Origin of the sequence: Streptococcus parasuis (genome assembly GCF_021654455.1) — a bacterium.
GTDB classification, from domain to species: Bacteria; Bacillota; Bacilli; order Lactobacillales; family Streptococcaceae; genus Streptococcus; species Streptococcus parasuis.
On record NZ_AP024276.1, the window covers coordinates 99,289 to 117,275 of the forward strand.

A 17,987-nucleotide genomic window follows, 5' to 3' on the forward strand; every position below is an offset into this window, starting at 1 on the left:
AATGTCGAAAGGTAGTTATGGAGGCTGGCTATGAAAAAATTGTTCACCAATCATTTCTTTTATTTGACGATTGCATTTATTTTGATTCTAGTGATTTTCTTTAGCGGAGTGGATAAACGCTGGATTATTCTTGTGAGTTTTCTTTACTTCATCCCTTCGCAGATTTTATATCGGCGTCGCCTAAAAGAGCGACTACAAGAAGACCAGCCCAAGTAGGCTGGTTTTTGATGTAAATTGGACTACAATTTTTTATTAACTGTGCTATTATAGTTTTTGCGGAAAAGTAAAGACGGTGGCTCTAATTTCTGAAAGTTAGGTGGGTGTGGTACAGAACACAACTAGTAGAAAATGAGTTCCTTTTGCCTCCATATTTGTAGTTTCAGGCTAAAATACTCTACTGGACTATTTTACTACCGCCCCGCACAGCTCAAAAGGTTCAGTGAACATTTTGAGGTTGGAAATGGAGCGAACTTGTTCGCAACAGTCGTATAGGTCAGATTTGGAGTGCGAAGCACGAATTGCAGAGATTTGTTTCACAAATCCTATCTCCAACCTTTAACAGTCCACTGGACTGTTAAAGCCAATCAACCACCAAATCATTGAGGAATCAACGAACTATCAACACAAACCAGTAGTCTACGTTTTTGAGGCAAAATACTATCTAGAAGTGGAAAATGATAAGGAAAAAGTAGAAGAATTATATGATAAGGCAATTGCCTTCGCAAAGATGCTTAATGATGATATTCTAGTGAAGAATCTTAAGATGGAAAAGGAAAACGATTTAGCACGTTTCTAAAGAGCTGAATATGCAACCTGACATAGATGTCATGTTGCTTTTTTTATTTTTTTCTTATACTAGGACTATAAAGAATGACACGATTAGTTAAGGAGATAAGTTATGAAAGAAACTATGATTGTAGCAGATACGATTACCAAGTCGTTTGGGAGTAAAGTTGCATTAAATAGTATTAGTTTTGAAATCCGTGAGGGGAACATCTTTGGATTCTTAGGGCCGTCTGGTTCTGGTAAAACAACGATGATTAATATTTTAACAGGTCAGATAAAGGCAAACCAAGGGAAGGGTAAGTTGCTAGGCAAAGATTCTTCTGATTTGACTCCATCGGATTTAGAAGAAATTGGAATTGTCAGTGACAAAAGTGGTTTTTATGAGAAATTATCATTGGAAAAGAATTTACAGTTGTATGGAAAATTATTTGGTGCGAAAGCAGGGAAAATAGATGAATTATTGAAACAGGTTGGCTTGTTTGACAGCAAGAAGACACCTGCTGAGAAGTTATCAACTGGTATGAAACAACGCATGCTACTTGTCAGGGCATTACTAAATAATCCAAAAATTCTCTTTCTTGACGAACCAACAAGTGGGTTAGATCCAACTACCTCTCAATCCATACATGCCTTACTTATGGATTTGAAAAAACAAGGAACAACGATTTTCTTGACAACTCACGATATGCGTGAAGCTACCTTGCTCTGTGATGAGTTAGTCTTACTAAACAAAGGTAGGTTAGTGGAAAAAGGTCTTGCGAGAGATATTATTCAAAGATACAATCAGGATAAAGTGGTAAGAATTACCTATTCTGATTTTAGTCAAAAAGAAATTCCGTTTGCAAACTTTACCAATAATGACCTATCGAATGCGATTGCCGTCCACTCATGCGAGCCAACGCTCGAAGATATCTTTATTCAATTGACAGGAGAGAAGCTAAATGTTTAGAAGAATGAATGCCTTAATTTGGCTGAGAAATCAAATTTTATTAAGCAATAAAAATCTATCCGTTCAGATTCTATTGCCTTTCATGCTCGTTCTACTTTATAAAAATTTTATGGAAGCCTCAGGAATGAAACTCATGTTTGTCTGTTTGTCCATGGCGATTTCAATGTCTATTGGGATGACGATTTCAACCATGATTGCGGAAGAGAAAGAAAAAAACATGCTCAAAACTCTGTTGCTGAGTGGCGTGAGATACCATGAATATATTCTGTCTGTCCTTATACATCCACTGATATTAACGGTGATTACTTTGATTCTATTTCCGGTGATGACCGATGCCAATTTAGAAGGAATCTATATCGAATATATAGTAGTTATGTTTCTAACCACGGTAGCAGTGATGCTGATTAATATGTGTATTGGTTTGTTATCTGATACACAATCAAAAGCCCAAATTAATGGACTGCCTATTACATTTATTGTAGCCTTGTTGCCGATGTTTTCGTTGGCGAAGGAAGGAGTGGCAACCGTTGTAAGTTATACTTTCATGGGAGCCTATACAGATTTCTTTATTGAAACAAATTTTTCTATGAGTGATAACTCTATTAAGATTCTGTTACTTTGGAATGTTATTCTTATCGTGCTTACTATTCTTGCGATAAAGAGAAGTAAGGTAATAGTTACTGATAAAAAGTAGTTGGATACTAAAAACCAATCGCTCTGTTTAATTGGGGTGATTGGTTTTTTCTATGTATAATTGTTGAGCAATAGTGGTGGGTACTGCGAGTTCTTTACCCTTGTACTGAATAGTAATCGTTTGGGCAAAACTATCAAAATCTGTTACAACCAGCTGATCTCCGACAGCTAAATCATGTTGTTCTAAGTACTGGAGGAGCTGATAAAAGTCGTGTATACGGACAAGTTGGTAGTATCCAGTTTCAGTGAGTTGGGAGAGTCGTGTCTGGTAGCGTTCGATGAGTGGCTGACCTGCTTGAGGAATGCTTCCGCCGTGAGGACAAGTTTGGGGCTGTTCTAGTAGTAGGTCTAGGCGATTGATAAAGTGATCTGAAACAGTGTGCTCTAAAATCTCAGCCTCTTCATGGACTTCCTCTGGAGAATAGCCGAGTTGTTCCACCAGAAAGACTTCAATCAGACGGTGCTTGCGGTAGAGGCTAGATACCATCTCAAGTGCGGTTTGGCTGAGGAGATAGCCTGCCTTGGTATCCTTAGAAATGAGCCCTTCGGCTACCATTTTTTTTAGCATTTCAGAAACGGCTGGTGCGGAGAAGGCCATCTTCTCTGCGATGAGTTTATTGGTAATTTTTTGGTCTAATTGACCTAATTCATAAATACATTTTAGGTAATCTTCTTTGTTTGGTGTCATGAGAACTCGCTTTCTACTGAGACTATTATATCAAAAAATTTAAAAATCAGTTGACAAAATGAATTTTTTAGCTTAATCTAATTATATAGTTAGGTATGCTTAATAAAAATAAAAGGAGAACCTATATGAAGAAAATGTTGTTCAGTTTTGCTCTGCTATTGTCCCTAATAGGACTAGGAGCTTGTCGTCCATCGCAAACCACAGAAGGCTCTAGTAAGCCAAGGGTGGCCGTGACTACTTCCTTCCTCAATGATATGGTCTATCAGTTGGCGGGTGATGAGGTGGAACGTGATTTGCTGATTCCAGCAGGAGAAGACCCTCATTTGTACGTAGCCAAATCTAGTGATTTATCAAAATTACAAAAGGCTGACCTTGTTCTCTACCACGGTTTGCACTTTGAAGGTAAAATGGTTGAAGCTTTGGAGAAGACCGGAGTAGCTGTTTCTAAAAACTTTAACGCAAAAGACTTGAATACGATGGATGAGGATGGGGAAGAGATTGTCGATCCCCACTTCTGGTTTTCAATTCCCTTGTACAAGTCAGCTGTAGCTGTAGCTTCAGAGGAACTACAAAAACTCTTACCTGCTAAAGCTGAGATGATTCAGAAAAATGCAGAAAAATACCAAGTGCAGCTAGATGATTTGCATGCCTGGGTAGAAAAAGAATTGAGTGTGATTCCAAAAGAATGTCGCTATTTGGTAACACCGCATGATGCCTTTAATTACTTTGCTGCTAGCTATGACTTCACTCTATATGCTCCTCAGGGAATTAGCACGGATTCCGAAGTGGCTAATAGTGATATGATTGAGACAGTTAACCTAATCATTGACCATAATATCAAAGCTATCTTTACAGAGTCTACAACTAATCCAGAACGCATGGAGAAATTGCAAGAGGCAGTAAAAGCCAAAGGCGGTCAGGTTGAAGTTGTTACTGGCGAAGGTAAGGAGTTATTCTCAGATTCCTTGGCACCAGAAGGCGAGGAAGGGGATACCTTTATCGACATGTACAAACATAATGTTACATTGATTGTTAAATATCTAAAATAAAATTGTTATGGGAGACGGAAACTGTATGATATCTATTGGAGCTATGGTTTGAAAATCATATTTAAATAGCAAAGTAAAATATTTGACTACGCCTACAAATGTAGAATGGATGGTAGAACAAAGGGGGGAAATATGTCAGCAATCATTGAATTAAAAGATGTCAATTTAGCATATACAGCCAGCCAGACCATGGCTTTAGAAGATGTCAATTTGGTGATTCCCAAAGGGAGTCGGACGGCTATTGTTGGACCAAATGGTGCTGGGAAGTCCAGTCTATTCAAGGTCATTTTGGGGTTGGAAAAACCTATCACAGGACAGGTTCGCTTGCTTGGTCAGGAGGCAGGTCTAGAGAGGTTGATTGCTCAAAAAGTAGCCTATATTCCCCAATCCAGTCAAGTAAACTGGCAATTTCCTGCAACAGTTTTTGAAATTGTTCTGATGGGACGCTTTGCTCATAGTAAGGGGATGTTTAGAAGACCGACTAAAGCTGATAGACAGATTGTTGAGCAGGCTCTAGAACGGTTAAAAATTGCGGATTTACGCCATCGTCAGATTGATCAGCTTTCAGGTGGGCAGCGTCAGCGGGTATTTTTAGCGAGAGCCCTGGCACAGGAAGCAGAATTGTACCTTATGGATGAACCTCTGGCAGGGATTGATCAGGCAACAGAAATCATGATCATGGATATGCTCAAGGAGTTCCAATGTGAAGGGAAAACTTCCATTGTCATTCATCATGACTTAACGACGCTGGATGCCTACTTTGATCACCTTGTCTGGCTTCATAAGCATGTGATTGATTCTGGTCCGATGGATGAGACTTTGACAAGTGAGAATTATCAGGCGACCTACGGTATAGGAAATGGGCTGTTTCTAGGAAATGCCAAAGGAGGCAGTCATGTTTGAGGTTTTCAAAGAGTATTCTTTCTGGACAGTCGCTTTAGGGACCGTTAGCCTAGCTGGGGCAGCCAGTACTATCGGAAGTATATCTGTTCTTACTAAACAGAGCTTGCTTGGGGATGCTCTTGGGCATGCTTCTTATCCTGGAGTGATTGTCTCTTTCATGATTTTTCAGTCGCGACATCCTCTCTACTTGCTGTTAGGAGCAGTGTTGTCAGGCTACCTTTCTTATGCACTTGTCCATTGGCTGTGTCGAAAAGGTGGTCACAGTCTAGTCAATGCCCTTTCATTGGTATCTGCTTCTTTCTTTGGTTTGGGAATGGTCTTGAAAAATGCTATTCAGGGAAATGAAGCCTTTGCAGGGGCTTCCCAAGCTGGATTGCAAACCTATCTATTTGGACAGGCAGCCTTTATTCAGCTGGATGATGTGATACTCATCGGACTCATTTCCCTATTGGCTTTGGTATTGTTTGCTTTCTTTTATCAAGACTATAAGCTGTATCTGTTTGATCAAACTTTTGCAAGGGTTATTGGTGTTCGTGTAAAGTACTTACAGCAGTTGACGATGTTTTTGATGATTTGCCTAATTGCAGTAGGATTAAAGTTAGTCGGGGCTATTTTGATGAGTAGTTTTTTGATTGCACCAGCTGTCTTTGGCTTAATGCTGGGAAAAACGTATCACAAGAGTCTGTTACTGGCAGGAATCGTTGCAATTGGGTCGGCTTTCGTAGGGACCTGGATTAGCTCTAGTGTATCTGGTTTGTCGACCGGACCGACTATTATCGTCTGTCTGACAGGTCTGACCCTGTCTGCATTCGTGTATGTTACCTATGTCAGAAAGGAGAATGGTCGTGTTTGAAGTATTGCTCATTTTGATGGTTATTGCTAGTTCTTGTGGCTTGCTCGGCTCGATATTGGTTGTAAAAAATCAATCGATGCTGGCAGATGCTCTCTCACATTCTGTCTTGCTTGGGATTGTTCTGGGATTTTTTATTAGTCATAGTTTGGATTCGCCATTGCTAATAATTGGTGCCAGTCTGTTTGGGTTATTATCGGTTCTTGCCATTGACCGTCTGCATAGTCGAAAGATAGCGCATGATGCCGCAACAGGTCTGGTTTTTTCTTTCTTTTTTGCGGTGGCGGTTTTGCTTATTTCTCTTTTTGCTCGCAATGTTCATTTGGATGTGGATATGGTTTTGCAGGGGGAAGTACTTTTTGCTCCGCTCCATCGTATGGATGTTCTAGCCTCGTCACTCCCTGTTAGTCTGGTCAAGTCAAGTTTGGCTTGGTTGGTTATTGTTCTATTTTTGGCTTGGGCTTACCATCGTTTGCAAGTGTATCTATTTGACAGCAACCATGCTCGTTTGTCTGGCTTACGAACAAGGATGTTAGAAATGGTCATTTTGATTCTAGTTTCCTTAACTACTGTTCTGGCCTTTGAAGCGATTGGCTCGATGACTGTTATTGTTTTCTTGGTGGCACCAAGTATGGCTGCCCTACGTTGGGTCAAATCCTTTTGGCAATTGCTTCTTTTAGGGCAAGGTATCGCTATTCTAACGGTTGTGCTTGGTTTTTTAGTGGCCAATCAACTGGATTTAACCATGTCAGGAACCTGTGCCGTTGTCAGCCTTCTTGTGGTTTGCTCGAGTATTATTCTGAAAAATACTTGGTCACGGTCATCTGATAAGTGAAATTGTCAGAATTTTTTGTTATTATAGTCATTAAGAAAGACAAAGGAGAAAATCAATGACACGTTTACAAGATGATTTTTACGAATACGTCAATGGTGAATGGGCAAAAACAGCCGTGATTCCAGACGATAAGCCAAGAACAGGTGGCTTTTCTGATTTGGCGGACGAGATTGAAAAGCTCATGATTGATACGACAAATGCTTGGTTGACAGGGGAGAATGTCCCAGAAGATAGCGTTTTGCAAAACTTCGTGGCTTTCCACAAACAAGCAGCCGACTATGAAACCCGTGACCGTTTGGGAGCGGAGCCTGCTCAGGCCTTGATTGCGGAGTACAAGGCTCTTAACTCTTTCGAAGAATTTACCAGCAAGTTGGCAGAGTTTGAGTTGGCCGGCAAGCCAAACCTCATGCCTTTTTATGTGGCACCTGACTTTATGGATGCGACAATAAATGTTCTTTGGGCAGATTCATTAGGTATTATCTTACCAGATACGACCTACTATGAAGAAGGTCATGAAAAAGGAGCAGAATTGCTAAAAACGTGGAGAGAGAGTCAAGAGGCCCTCTTACCTAAGTTTGGTTTTTCAGATGAAGAGATCAAGGACCTTCTGGACAAACGTTTGGAACTGGATGCCAAGGTTGCCAAGTATGTCTTGTCAAATGAAGAAGGTTCTGAGTACGCCAAACTTTACCACCCGTACGAGTGGGCAGATTTTACTGCCTTAGTACCAGAGTTGCCTTTGGATGATTTCTTCACAGCGATTTTGGGGCAAACACCAGACAAGATTATCGTTCCAGAGGAACGTTTCTGGCAAGCAGCTAAGGACATTTACAGTGCGGATAATTGGGAGCTTTTGAAGGCGACCTTGATTTTGAAAGCGGCAGGAGCTTATACAGCCTTTCTGTCGGATGAAATTCGTATTCTAGCAGGAGCCTATAGCCGTGCCCTTTCTGGTACACCGCAGGCTCAAAACCAAGAAAAAGCAGCCTACAATCTGGCACAAGGCTACTTTGACCAAGCCCTCGGTCTTTGGTACGCTGGAGAAAAATTCTCGCCAGAAGCCAAGGCCGATGTGGAAGCAAAAGTTGCCAAGATGATTGAGGTCTACAAGTCTCGTTTGGAAACTGCAGACTGGTTGGCTCAGGAAACGCGTGACAAAGCTATTGTCAAACTCAATGTTATCAAGCCTTACATTGGTTACCCAGATGCCTTGCCAGAGCGTTATTATAAGAAGATTATTGACCCAAGCAAGTCCTTGGTGGAAAATGCTATCGAACTAAACAAGATTGACATTGCCCATAGTTGGAGCAAGTGGAACAAGCCTGTGGATATTAAGGAATGGGGCATGCCAGCTCACATGGTCAATGCCTACTATAACCCACAGAAAAACTTGATTGTCTTTCCAGCAGCCATTTTGCAGGCGCCTTTCTACTCTCTGGAGCAGTCTTCATCAGCTAACTACGGCGGTATTGGTGCTGTCATTGCCCACGAGATTTCCCATGCCTTTGACTCAAACGGGGCCTCCTTTGATGAGTATGGTAGTCTCAATAACTGGTGGACAGAAGAAGACTATGCAGCTTTTGAAGCTCGTACCCAGCAGGTCATTGACCAGTTTGAAGGTCAGGATTCTTATGGTGCCAAAATCAATGGTAAGTTGACTGTGTCAGAAAATATTGCCGACCTTGGTGGGATTGCAGCAGCCTTGGAAGCAGCCAAGTCAGAAGAAGACTTCTCCGCTGAGGAATTCTTCACCAACTTTGCTCGTATCTGGCGAATGAAGGCCCGTCCTGAGTTCATGCAGATGTTGGCAAGTGTGGATGTCCATGCACCAGGTCACCTGCGTACCAACATCCAGTTGCCAAACTTCGATGAATTCCATGAAACCTTTGGCGTTCAAGAAGGCGACGGCATGTGGCGTGCTAAAGAAGACCGTGTGATTATTTGGTAACATTGTAACACTCAACATCGAACCTTGGTAATTCGATTTGCTAAGTAAAAGGGTCTAGTGGTTCTTTTCAGCTAATTCCCTTGAAATAGAAAAAGAACAGATCCCAAGCTGTTCCTGCATTACCCGATCGGATGTTCAGTTTCATTGAATATCATATAGCAAAAATCTCGTTTCGACGGGATTTTTTGCTACAATAGAAGGTAATTTTAGGAGGTGCTACAGATGAAAGTTGGTCTAGTTTTAGAAGGTGGGGGTATGCGAGGCCTTTATACTGCGGGTGTTCTAGATGCTTTTTTAGATGCTGATATTCATGTTGATGGGGTGGTTTCAGTTTCCGCAGGAGCACTTTTTGGCGTTAATTTCCTTTCCAAACAAAGAGGCAGAGCGATTCGCTATAATAAGCGTTTTATTAAAGATAAGCATTATATGGGATTGAGATCCTGGTTGACAACAGGAAATATGGTCAACAAAGACTTTACATATTACAAGGTACCAATGGAGTTAGATAGGTTTGATCAAGATTCTTTTGCGCAGTCAGGAGTTCCGTTCTATGTGACGGTGACCAATATTGAAACCGGTCAGCCAGAATATTACAAAATTGATCATGTCTTTGAGCAAATGGAATTGTTGCGCGCCAGTTCAGCATTGCCTCTCGTTTCAAAAATTGTCGAAGTTGATGGTAAAAAATACTTAGATGGTGGATTATCAGATTCTATTCCTGTTGAATTTGCCAAAAGTCTTGGCTTTGACAAACTCATTGTTATCTTGACGCAGCCAATTACTTATCGTAAAAAGGCTTCAAGCGGACGGATTTACCGTATGTTTTATGGAAAGTATCCTAAATTTGTATCTGTCGCATCAAAACGGTATCAACATTATAATCAAACTGTCGAAAAAATCATCCAGCTAGAAAATGAAGGCCAGATTTATGTTATCCGTCCTCATCAAGCTTTACAAATTGGCCGTTTAGAGAAGAATCCAGAAAAATTTGAAGAAATTTACCAGGCTGGATTACAAGATGGGATGGGAGCGATTGAGGATGTAAAGGAATACTTGGAGAAATGATGATCGATTGATGTAAAAAAAACAACATTATTTTTGTTTTTTTCCTCTGGATACCCAGTAGTTTGCGTTTATTTCTACCTTTTTTCTTTCCTTATTTCGTGATATAATAGTAAAGATAATTTATTGACATGGAGAAATGATATGAGCTTCTACAATCACAAGGAAATCGAGCCCAAATGGCAGGAATTTTGGGCAAAAAATCACACATTTAAAACGGGAACAGATGCAGATAAGCCAAACTTTTATGCCCTAGACATGTTCCCTTATCCGTCTGGTGCAGGCTTGCACGTTGGTCACCCTGAGGGCTATACGGCGACGGACATTCTCAGCCGTTACAAGCGTGCCCAAGGCTACAACGTCCTTCACCCAATGGGGTGGGATGCCTTTGGTCTTCCAGCGGAGCAATACGCTATGGATACGGGAAATGACCCAGCTGACTTTACAGCAGAAAACATTGCCAACTTCAAGCGTCAGATTAACGCCCTTGGCTTTTCTTACGACTGGGACCGTGAGGTTAATACAACAGATCCTAACTACTACAAGTGGACTCAGTGGATTTTCACTAAGTTGTATGAAAAAGGCCTGGCCTACGAGGCAGAAGTGCCTGTAAACTGGGTAGAAGAATTGGGAACAGCTATCGCCAACGAAGAGGTCCTTCCTGACGGAACATCTGAGCGTGGTGGCTATCCAGTTGTCCGCAAGCCAATGCGTCAATGGATGTTGAAAATCACTGCCTATGCAGAACGTCTGCTCAATGACTTGGAAGATGTTGATTGGCCAGAGTCGATCAAGGATATGCAACGCAACTGGATTGGCAAGTCAACTGGTGCCAATGTGACCTTCAAGATCAAGGACACAGACAAGGACTTCACCGTTTTCACAACTCGTCCAGATACCCTCTTTGGTGCGACTTATGCTGTTCTTGCCCCTGAGCATGACTTGGTTGATACCATTACATCGCCTGAGCAGGCAGAAGCTGTGGCAGAGTATAAACGCCAAGCTTCTCTTAAATCAGACCTTGCTCGTACAGACCTTGCTAAAGACAAGACAGGTGTTTGGACAGGTGCCTATGCTATTAACCCAGTCAATGGTCGTGAAATTCCGATCTGGATTTCAGACTACGTGCTTGTGAGCTACGGAACAGGTGCTATTATGGCTGTTCCTGCCCACGATGAGCGTGACTGGGAATTTGCCAAACAGTTTGGTTTGGACATCATTCCGGTTTTGGAAGGTGGTAATGTAGAAGAAGCACCTTACACAGAAGATGGTCTTCACATTAATTCAGACTTCCTAGATGGTCTGAATAAGGAAGAGGCCATTGCTAAAATGGTTGCTTGGTTGGAAGAAAATGGTGTCGGTCAGGAGAAAATTTCCTACCGCCTCCGTGACTGGCTCTTCAGCCGTCAGCGTTATTGGGGTGAGCCAATTCCAATCATCCACTGGGAAGACGGCACTTCCACAGCAGTACCTGAAAATGAGTTACCTCTGGTATTGCCAAAAACCTCAGACATCAAGCCTTCAGGTACAGGTGAATCACCACTTGCTAACTTGACAGACTGGTTAGAGGTGACACGTGAAGACGGCGTCAAAGGTCGCCGTGAAACCAACACTATGCCACAATGGGCGGGTTCTAGCTGGTACTACCTCCGCTATATCGACCCACACAACGATGAGAAATTGGCAGACGAGGAGCTTCTCAAAGCTTGGTTGCCAGTGGACATCTACATCGGTGGTGCCGAGCATGCAGTCCTTCACCTGCTTTATGCTCGCTTCTGGCACAAGTTCCTCTATGACCTTGGCGTTGTACCGACCAAAGAGCCATTCCAAAAACTCTTTAACCAAGGGATGATTTTGGGAACTAGCTACCGCGACAGCCGTGGGGCCCTTGTAGCGACAGATAAGGTGGAAAAACGTGAGGGTTCCTTCTTCAACATCGAAACTGGTGAAGAGTTGGAGCAGGCACCTGCTAAGATGTCTAAGTCTCTTAAAAACGTGGTCAATCCAGATGATGTGGTCGAGCAATTCGGTGCGGACACCCTTCGCGTTTATGAAATGTTCATGGGCCCACTTGATGCGTCAATCGCTTGGTCAGAAGAAGGTCTTGAAGGTAGCCGTAAGTTCCTTGACCGTGTTTATCGCCTCTTGACAACCAAGGAGCTTGTGGCGGAAAATAGCGGAGCGCTTGATAAAGTTTACAATGAAACTGTGAAGACGGTGACAGAGCATATTGAAGACCTGAAATTCAACACGGCTATCGCTCAGCTCATGATTTTTGTCAATGCGGCCAACAAAGAAGACAAGCTCTATGTCGAATACGCCAAAGGCTTTGTCCAATTGATCGCCCCATTTGCACCACACTTGGCAGAAGAGTTATGGCAAGGTTTGACTAAGTCAGCTGAGTCTATCTCATATGTCGCTTGGCCAACATATGACGAAAGTAAGCTGGTAGAAAGCGAAGTGGAAATCGTTGTCCAAATCAAGGGTAAAGTAAAAGCTCGCTTGACTGTAGCCAAAGACTTAGCACAAGCTGAACTTGAAAAAGTTGCCCTTGCAGACGAAAAAGTCCAAGCTGAAATCGCTGGGCAAACAGTGGTGAAGGTGATTACGGTTGTAAACAAATTGGTTAATATCGTTATCAAGTAACGATTGCCTCGTTTGTTTGTTTATCTCCAACCTCCAACAGTCTATCCGCAGACTGTTGGAGCCAACTAAACTTGTTAATATCGTAGTAAAATAAATGGCTCTTTGTCAACTGTAGTGGGTAGATGAAAAGCTAACACCTAGAGAGGACGAACTTCGTTCTCTCTTTCTTTATGTTCAAAGCAATCAAAATCCGTTTTTTAAAATTTTCAAAGTTCCTGAAACCAAAGGCATTTCTTTTAATGACTTTGATGAGATTATTGGTAGCTTCCAGTTTGGCGTTGGAATAAGGCAATTCCATGGCGTTTAAAACCTTGTCTTTATCCTTTAGAAATGTCTTAAATACCGTCTGAAAAATAAGATTAACAGTGGCTACTTCCTGTTCGATGAGGTCAAAGAAATGGTCTGAGTTCTTCTCTTGGAAATGGAATAAGAGCAATTGATAGAGTTCATAGTGCTGTCGTAGTTCCTTGGAGAAAGACAGGAGTTTTTCTAGGATTTCCTTGTTAGTCAAATGCATTCGAAACATAGGGCGATAAAATCGTTTATCGCTGAGTTTACGGCTATCTTGTTGTATCAATTTCCAGTAGCGTTTCAAGACTCGGTATTCCTGCGATGTTCTGTCGAATTGATTCATAATTTGAATACGGACACGGTTCATAGCCCGGCTAAGGTGTTGAACAATATGAAAGCGGTCTAGTACGATTTTTGCATTCGGAAAAAGCTGTTTAGCAAGTTGATAATAGGGACTAAACATATCCATGGTAATCACTTTGACCTGATTTCTAACCTTTCTAGGATAGCGTAGAAAGTGGTTTCGGATGGTTGCTTGAGTTCTTCCGTCGAGAATGGCGATGACATTTAGGGAGTTGAAATCTTGAGCGATGAAGCTCATTTTCCCCTTCTTGAAGGCATACTCGTCCCAACTCATCACCTCAGGTAGGGTATTCCAATCCGTTTCAAACTTGAACTCATTGAGCTTTCTCATAACTGATGATGTTGAGATAGCTAGCCTGTGTGCGATATGTGTCATTGCTTGATTTTCGATGAGTAATTGGGCAATTTTCTGGTTAACAGCGACAGATATTTGATGGTTTTTCTTAACAAGAGGAGTTTCAGCGACCGCCATTTTCCCACATTCTTTACACTTGAAACGACGCTTTTTAAGGCGGATAAGGAGTGGATAACCAGCGGTTTCTAGGTAGGGAATTTTTGATGCTTTCTGGTAGTCGTACTTAGCCATTTGTCCCTTGCATTTTGGGCATTTAGGAGCCATGTAATCCAAGTAACCGTGGAGTTCTAAGTGAGTTCCCATATCATATTCATCAGTGATAGTGATATTTTTGTCTTTAATTCTGAGAAAATTTGTGATAAGATTTAGTTGTTCCATATGAGTCTTTCTAAAATGATAGTTTGAGCACTTTTCATTATAGGTCATATGGGACTTTTTTTCTATACTCAAAAAGGCTCCATAATCTCCACGGTGGTTTTACCCACTACAGAAATTATAGAGCCAAATAAATGTAAATAACAAGAACCGACTTCCGTATTGGAGGTCGTTTTTGTATTTTATAGAATGATCCTGTTGTCTTAATTTCCGTTGTGATACGGAAAAAGAGGGTCTGTGTATCCGTTTACAATCGATGTGCACTGAAATATAATAAGAATATAAAAGAAGATGAGGGAGGGAAAGTGTATTGAAAACTCTTAAATTAGTGACAATTGGTGGCGGTTCAAGTTACACACCCGAATTGGTTGAAGGTATGATTCTTCGTGCACATCAATTACCCATTCGAGAATGGTGGTTTGTTGATGTTGAACAAGGCGCAAAAAAACAGGAGATCGTAGTTGAGTTAGCACGGCGAATGGTCGAAAGAGCAGGCCTGGACTGGAAGATAGAGTCGACCTTAGACAGAAGAGAAGCATTGATAGAGGCTGATTTTGTAACGTCTCAGTTCCGAGTTGGCCAACTACCTGCAAGATACTTAGATGAGACCATTCCCTTGAGTTATAGGATGCTGGGGCAAGAGACCAATGGGGCTGGAGGAATCTTTAAAGCTTTTAGGACCATTGAAGCATATAAAGGGATTATCAAGGATATGAAGGACTTGTGTCCGAATGCTTGGTTGATTAATTTTACGAATCCTGCTGGTATCGTAACGGAAGCCATTGCTAATGAACTCCACTGGAAGAAAGTTATTGGTCTGTGTAATATCCCTATTGGTCAAAAGAAACTTGCTGCTCGGATTTTAGGCCAATCAGAAGGAGACCTAAGTACGCGCCATATTGGGTTAAATCATTTTCACTTTCATGAAGTTTGGGATAAGTATGGGGAAAATCGTACGCAAGTAGTCTTAGAAACATTGTATGGGGATTTGAGAGAGGAGACGCCAGAAGCAGTCAAAAATATTACCAATATAGAGTTTCCTATTCAATTGCTTCGGACGATTGGAATGTTGCCATGTGATTACCATCGTTATTATTTTTTGGAACAAGAAATGTTAGAGGATGCTTTGGAACAGTATCGTCAGGGTAATGTACGAGCCAAGGTTGTTCAAGAAGTAGAGACAGAATTGTTTGAGCTTTACAAAGACCCACAATTGAAAGACAAACCAAAACAACTGGAACTACGTGGGGGTGCCTACTATAGTGATGTTGCCTGTCAAATCATTTGTGCTATCCATAATGATAGTAGAGAAGAATTGACCGTATCTACTGTAAATAGAGGAGTTATTCCCTATCTACCTGAAAATTGTGTGGTAGAAGTCACCTCGATTATCTCTGCGCAAGGAGCAACACCACTAGCTTGTCCACCAACTCCGCCGATTGTAACCGGCTATTTACAACTGATGAAGCAAATGGAGCTTGTCACTGTTCAGGCAGCAATGACAGGTGATTATTCACTGGCTTTACAAGCTTTTACACTCAACCCGCTTATTTCAAACGGACCACAAGCTGAAGCGCTATTACAAGATATGTTACTTGCACATGAGAATTATTTGCCACAATTCGCACCAGTTATACAGCACATAAAAGAGAGAAGGAACAATCAATGACTAAAGACAAGGTATTTTATCAATTTCCAACAAATTTTTTGTGGGGTTCTTCTACATCAGGACCTCAAAGTGAAGGAATCGAGCCAGGTGATGGAAAAGGACAGAACAACTGGGATTATTGGTATAGTATTGAGCCTGAACGATTTCATAACAAAATTGGCCCTAGTCAAACATCAACATTTTACAAACATTATGAAAAAGATATTGATCTATTAGTTGAAACTGGGCACACTGTATTTCGGACTTCCATTCAATGGTCGCGTCTCATACCAACAGGTACTGGAGAAATTAATCAAGAGGCGGTGTCCTTCTATCGTTCGGTTTTTTCTTTGGTAAGAGCAAAGGGAATTCAGCTCTTTGTCAATCTTTATCACTTTGATCTTCCCTATTGTTTACAAGAAAAAGGTGGTTGGGAAAATAAGGAAATTGTTCGAGCCTATGAAGCATATGCACGTACATGTTTTGAATTGTTTGATGACTTAGTCGATCGTTGGATTACCTTTAATGAGCCGATTGTTCCAGTAGAGTGTGGTTATCTAGGAAATTATCATTATCCATGTAAGGTTGATGTAAAAGCGGCAGTTGCGGTGGCTTATCATACACAGTTGGCAAGTTCTTTAGCTGTAAAGGCATGCCATGAGGTAAATCCTCACAAAAAAATCGCTATTGTCTTGAATCTAACTCCAGCCTACCCTCGTAGTGAGCAAGCAGAGGATATAAAAGCAGCTCGAATTGCAGAATTGTTTCAAACAAAGAGCTTTCTAGATCCGTCTGTGTTAGGAGAATATCCCGATGAATTAGTCGAGCTGATTGATGCATATGGGCTAATGCCAGAGGTCAGTGATGAGGAATTAGCCATTATTAAGGAAAATCGTGTGGACTTCCTAGGGGTGAATTATTATCAACCCCTTCGGGTACAAGCTCCAACCAATAGTTGGAAAGAGGGAGAGCCTCTTACTCCGGAACATTTTTTTGCCCCATATGATATGCCAGGTAAAAAAATGAATCCGCATAGAGGTTGGGAGATTTATGAAAAAGGGATATATGATATTGCGATAAATATTAAGGAAAATTACCATAATATCGAATGGTTTGTAACAGAAAATGGTATGGGAGTTGAAGGAGAGAGCGCATTTAAAGACAATGGACTCATTCAAGATGATTACCGGATTGAATTTATCGAAGATCATTTAATTGAATTACATCGAGCTATCCAAGAAGGGGCGAATTGTAAAGGATACATGTTATGGACCTTTATTGATTGCTGGTCTTGGTTAAATGCATACAAGAATCGCTATGGGTTAGTTGAACTGGATCTAGACACGCAAGAAAGAATTGTTAAGAAATCAGGCAAGTGGTTCAAAAAATTGAGCGATGCTAATGGTTTTCATCGCTAGGAGGGAATGATGGTGGAACTGGGCTTTTCAATTTATCCTGAAAACTATTCGCTAGAAGAGAGTCAAGCTTACATTAAACTTCTGCACCAATACGGAGCAAGTCGCCTATTTATGAGTTTGTTGCAACTTGAAAATGGAGACCGAACAGTTTTCGAATTGTATCAAAGACTAATTGACTATGCAAATCAATTAGGGATGACTGTCATTGCAGATATCAGTCCCCATTTTATCGTAGCGCAAGGTTGGGATGGGGCATTGATGGAGCGTGCAGCTGAACTGGGGGTGGCTGGGATTCGTCTTGATGAAGCTCTTCCTTTGGAAGAAATCATTGAGATGACACATAATCCACACAACATAAAAGTTGAATTGAATTTGAGTACAGATAGGACCTTGCTGTCCAATCTTTTGGCTAGTGTTGCAAACAGGGATAATATTATTGCCTGCCATAATTTTTATCCTCATGCTTTTACAGGTTTATCCGAAGAGCACTTCTTAGAGATGTCATCTTTTTATCATCAATCCGGTATAAGAACTGCGGCATTTGTCAGTGCACAAACAGCTTCTGAGGGGCCGTGGCCATTATCTGAAGGTCTACCAACTTTAGAAGATCATCGATTCTGGCCTCTTCCCTTGCAAATTGCTTGGATGAAGGCAACGGGTTTTATTGATTCTATTTTGATTTCAAACCAATTTATCTCGGAGGAGGAACTACAATCCATTCAAACAGTTTTAAATGAAGATACAATCAGCCTCATGGTTGATATTGAGGAGGGGTTGACTCCCGTTGAAAGAGAGATTGTAGCGTTTGATCATGTTTATAGAGGTGATATTTCTGCTTATGTTCTGCGTTCAACCATGCCCCGTGTGGTGTATAAGGACGCATCGGTACCGGCTCGGTCAGACCAAGCAATTCCTGTGGGACGAGGGGATATCTTAATTGATAATGATTTATATGGTCGCTACAAGGGTGAATTGCAAATTGCACTCAAAGAATTTACCATCAGTCCAAAGGTAAATAAGGTCGGACGAATCAGCCCAGACTATCTTCCCTTGTTACGCTTTATTAAACCGTGGCAAGAGTTTAAACTGGTCATAGCTTCCGAGCACTTTCATTAATGATGCGGAAAA

General features: G+C 41.4%; 16 protein-coding genes. 14 read left to right on the forward strand and 2 right to left on the reverse strand.

Going from position 1 to position 17,987, the window contains the following annotated elements:
• Positions 1-30: 30 nt before the first annotated feature.
• The 4 genes from L6410_RS00555 (at position 31) to L6410_RS00570 (ending at position 2,429) form a co-directional block, all read left to right on the forward strand.
• Positions 31-216, forward strand: a complete 186-nt coding sequence (locus L6410_RS00555) for a hypothetical protein (RefSeq protein ID WP_024396731.1) — start codon at positions 31-33, stop codon at positions 214-216.
• Between the two features lie 382 nt (positions 217-598).
• Positions 599-796: a hypothetical protein gene (locus L6410_RS00560; protein ID WP_237396597.1), complete on the forward strand. Its 198-nt coding sequence runs from the start codon at positions 599-601 to the stop codon at positions 794-796.
• 102 nt (positions 797-898) lie between these two features.
• A complete protein-coding gene (locus L6410_RS00565) occupies positions 899-1,735 on the forward strand; it encodes an ABC transporter ATP-binding protein (protein ID WP_024396730.1) in 837 nt (278 codons plus the stop codon).
• Entirely contained in the window at positions 1,728-2,429 is a 702-nt protein-coding gene (locus L6410_RS00570; RefSeq protein WP_237395586.1) for an ABC transporter permease, read from the forward strand. Before L6410_RS00565 ends, L6410_RS00570 begins: the two co-directional genes overlap by 8 nt.
• 27 nt (positions 2,430-2,456) lie before the next feature.
• Here L6410_RS00570 and L6410_RS00575 read toward each other — a convergent pair whose 3' ends face one another.
• Complete coding sequence (locus L6410_RS00575; protein WP_024396728.1) at positions 2,457-3,116, reverse strand: metal-dependent transcriptional regulator; 660 nt, start codon at positions 3,114-3,116, stop codon at positions 2,457-2,459.
• Positions 3,117-3,241: 125 nt separating this feature from the next.
• On the opposite strand from L6410_RS00575, the gene L6410_RS00580 reads away from it, so the two are divergent.
• The 7 genes from L6410_RS00580 to leuS all read left to right on the forward strand — a co-directional run bounded on the left by L6410_RS00580 (position 3,242) and on the right by leuS (position 12,409).
• Positions 3,242-4,165, forward strand: coding sequence for a metal ABC transporter solute-binding protein, Zn/Mn family (locus tag L6410_RS00580; RefSeq protein WP_237395587.1), 924 nt, complete (start codon positions 3,242-3,244; stop codon positions 4,163-4,165).
• Between the two features lie 132 nt (positions 4,166-4,297).
• Positions 4,298-5,068, forward strand: a complete 771-nt coding sequence (locus L6410_RS00585) for a metal ABC transporter ATP-binding protein (protein WP_024396726.1) — start codon at positions 4,298-4,300, stop codon at positions 5,066-5,068.
• Positions 5,061-5,921: a metal ABC transporter permease gene (locus L6410_RS00590; RefSeq protein ID WP_024396725.1), complete on the forward strand. Its 861-nt coding sequence runs from the start codon at positions 5,061-5,063 to the stop codon at positions 5,919-5,921. Before L6410_RS00585 ends, L6410_RS00590 begins: the two co-directional genes overlap by 8 nt.
• Positions 5,914-6,753 (forward strand): metal ABC transporter permease, encoded by an 840-nt coding sequence (locus L6410_RS00595; protein ID WP_024396724.1) that lies wholly within the window; start codon positions 5,914-5,916, stop codon positions 6,751-6,753. The genes L6410_RS00590 and L6410_RS00595 overlap by 8 nt, the downstream gene beginning before the upstream one ends.
• Positions 6,754-6,808: 55 nt before the next feature.
• Entirely contained in the window at positions 6,809-8,701 is a 1,893-nt protein-coding gene (locus L6410_RS00600; RefSeq protein ID WP_237395588.1) for a M13 family metallopeptidase, read from the forward strand.
• Positions 8,702-8,923: 222 nt separating this feature from the next.
• Positions 8,924-9,766 (forward strand): patatin-like phospholipase family protein, encoded by an 843-nt coding sequence (locus L6410_RS00605; RefSeq protein ID WP_024396722.1) that lies wholly within the window; start codon positions 8,924-8,926, stop codon positions 9,764-9,766.
• A gap of 141 nt (positions 9,767-9,907) precedes the next feature.
• Positions 9,908-12,409 carry a leucine--tRNA ligase gene (leuS, locus tag L6410_RS00610; RefSeq protein WP_237395589.1) on the forward strand — a complete coding sequence of 834 codons (2,502 nt, stop codon included), beginning with the start codon at positions 9,908-9,910 and terminating at the stop codon, positions 12,407-12,409.
• 130 nt (positions 12,410-12,539) lie between these two features.
• Here the strand turns inward: leuS and L6410_RS00615 are convergent, their stop codons facing one another.
• A complete protein-coding gene (locus L6410_RS00615; RefSeq protein WP_237395183.1) occupies positions 12,540-13,796 on the reverse strand; it encodes an ISL3 family transposase in 1,257 nt (418 codons plus the stop codon).
• A gap of 307 nt (positions 13,797-14,103) precedes the next feature.
• Here L6410_RS00615 and L6410_RS00620 point away from each other — a divergent pair, with 307 nt between their 5' ends.
• From L6410_RS00620 to L6410_RS00630, 3 genes are read left to right on the forward strand one after another with little or no spacing between them, the layout of a single operon-like run.
• Positions 14,104-15,462 (forward strand): 6-phospho-beta-glucosidase, encoded by a 1,359-nt coding sequence (locus L6410_RS00620; protein ID WP_237395590.1) that lies wholly within the window; start codon positions 14,104-14,106, stop codon positions 15,460-15,462.
• A complete protein-coding gene (locus tag L6410_RS00625) occupies positions 15,459-16,859 on the forward strand; it encodes a glycoside hydrolase family 1 protein (RefSeq protein ID WP_237395591.1) in 1,401 nt (466 codons plus the stop codon). Before L6410_RS00620 ends, L6410_RS00625 begins: the two co-directional genes overlap by 4 nt.
• Positions 16,860-16,868: 9 nt before the next feature.
• Positions 16,869-17,975, forward strand: coding sequence for a DUF871 domain-containing protein (locus tag L6410_RS00630; protein WP_237396599.1), 1,107 nt, complete (start codon positions 16,869-16,871; stop codon positions 17,973-17,975).
• Positions 17,976-17,987 lie beyond the last annotated feature (12 nt).

What these genes read in the sequence shown, in the direction of transcription:
- leuS (WP_237395589.1), top strand. Translation starts at nt 9,908, where the DNA reads ATGAGCTTCTACAATCACAAGGAAATCGAGCCCAAATGGCAGGAATTT.
- L6410_RS00600 (WP_237395588.1), top strand. Translation starts at nt 6,809, where the DNA reads ATGACACGTTTACAAGATGATTTTTACGAATACGTCAATGGTGAATGG.
- L6410_RS00625 (WP_237395591.1), top strand. Translation starts at nt 15,459, where the DNA reads ATGACTAAAGACAAGGTATTTTATCAATTTCCAACAAATTTTTTGTGG.
- L6410_RS00585 (WP_024396726.1), top strand. Translation starts at nt 4,298, where the DNA reads ATGTCAGCAATCATTGAATTAAAAGATGTCAATTTAGCATATACAGCC.
- L6410_RS00570 (WP_237395586.1), top strand. Translation starts at nt 1,728, where the DNA reads ATGTTTAGAAGAATGAATGCCTTAATTTGGCTGAGAAATCAAATTTTA.
- L6410_RS00575 (WP_024396728.1), bottom strand. Translation starts at nt 3,116, where the DNA reads ATGACACCAAACAAAGAAGATTACCTAAAATGTATTTATGAATTAGGT.
- L6410_RS00630 (WP_237396599.1), top strand. Translation starts at nt 16,869, where the DNA reads ATGGTGGAACTGGGCTTTTCAATTTATCCTGAAAACTATTCGCTAGAA.
- L6410_RS00565 (WP_024396730.1), top strand. Translation starts at nt 899, where the DNA reads ATGAAAGAAACTATGATTGTAGCAGATACGATTACCAAGTCGTTTGGG.
- L6410_RS00590 (WP_024396725.1), top strand. Translation starts at nt 5,061, where the DNA reads ATGTTTGAGGTTTTCAAAGAGTATTCTTTCTGGACAGTCGCTTTAGGG.
- L6410_RS00615 (WP_237395183.1), bottom strand. Translation starts at nt 13,796, where the DNA reads ATGGAACAACTAAATCTTATCACAAATTTTCTCAGAATTAAAGACAAA.
- L6410_RS00580 (WP_237395587.1), top strand. Translation starts at nt 3,242, where the DNA reads ATGAAGAAAATGTTGTTCAGTTTTGCTCTGCTATTGTCCCTAATAGGA.
- L6410_RS00605 (WP_024396722.1), top strand. Translation starts at nt 8,924, where the DNA reads ATGAAAGTTGGTCTAGTTTTAGAAGGTGGGGGTATGCGAGGCCTTTAT.
- L6410_RS00555 (WP_024396731.1), top strand. Translation starts at nt 31, where the DNA reads ATGAAAAAATTGTTCACCAATCATTTCTTTTATTTGACGATTGCATTT.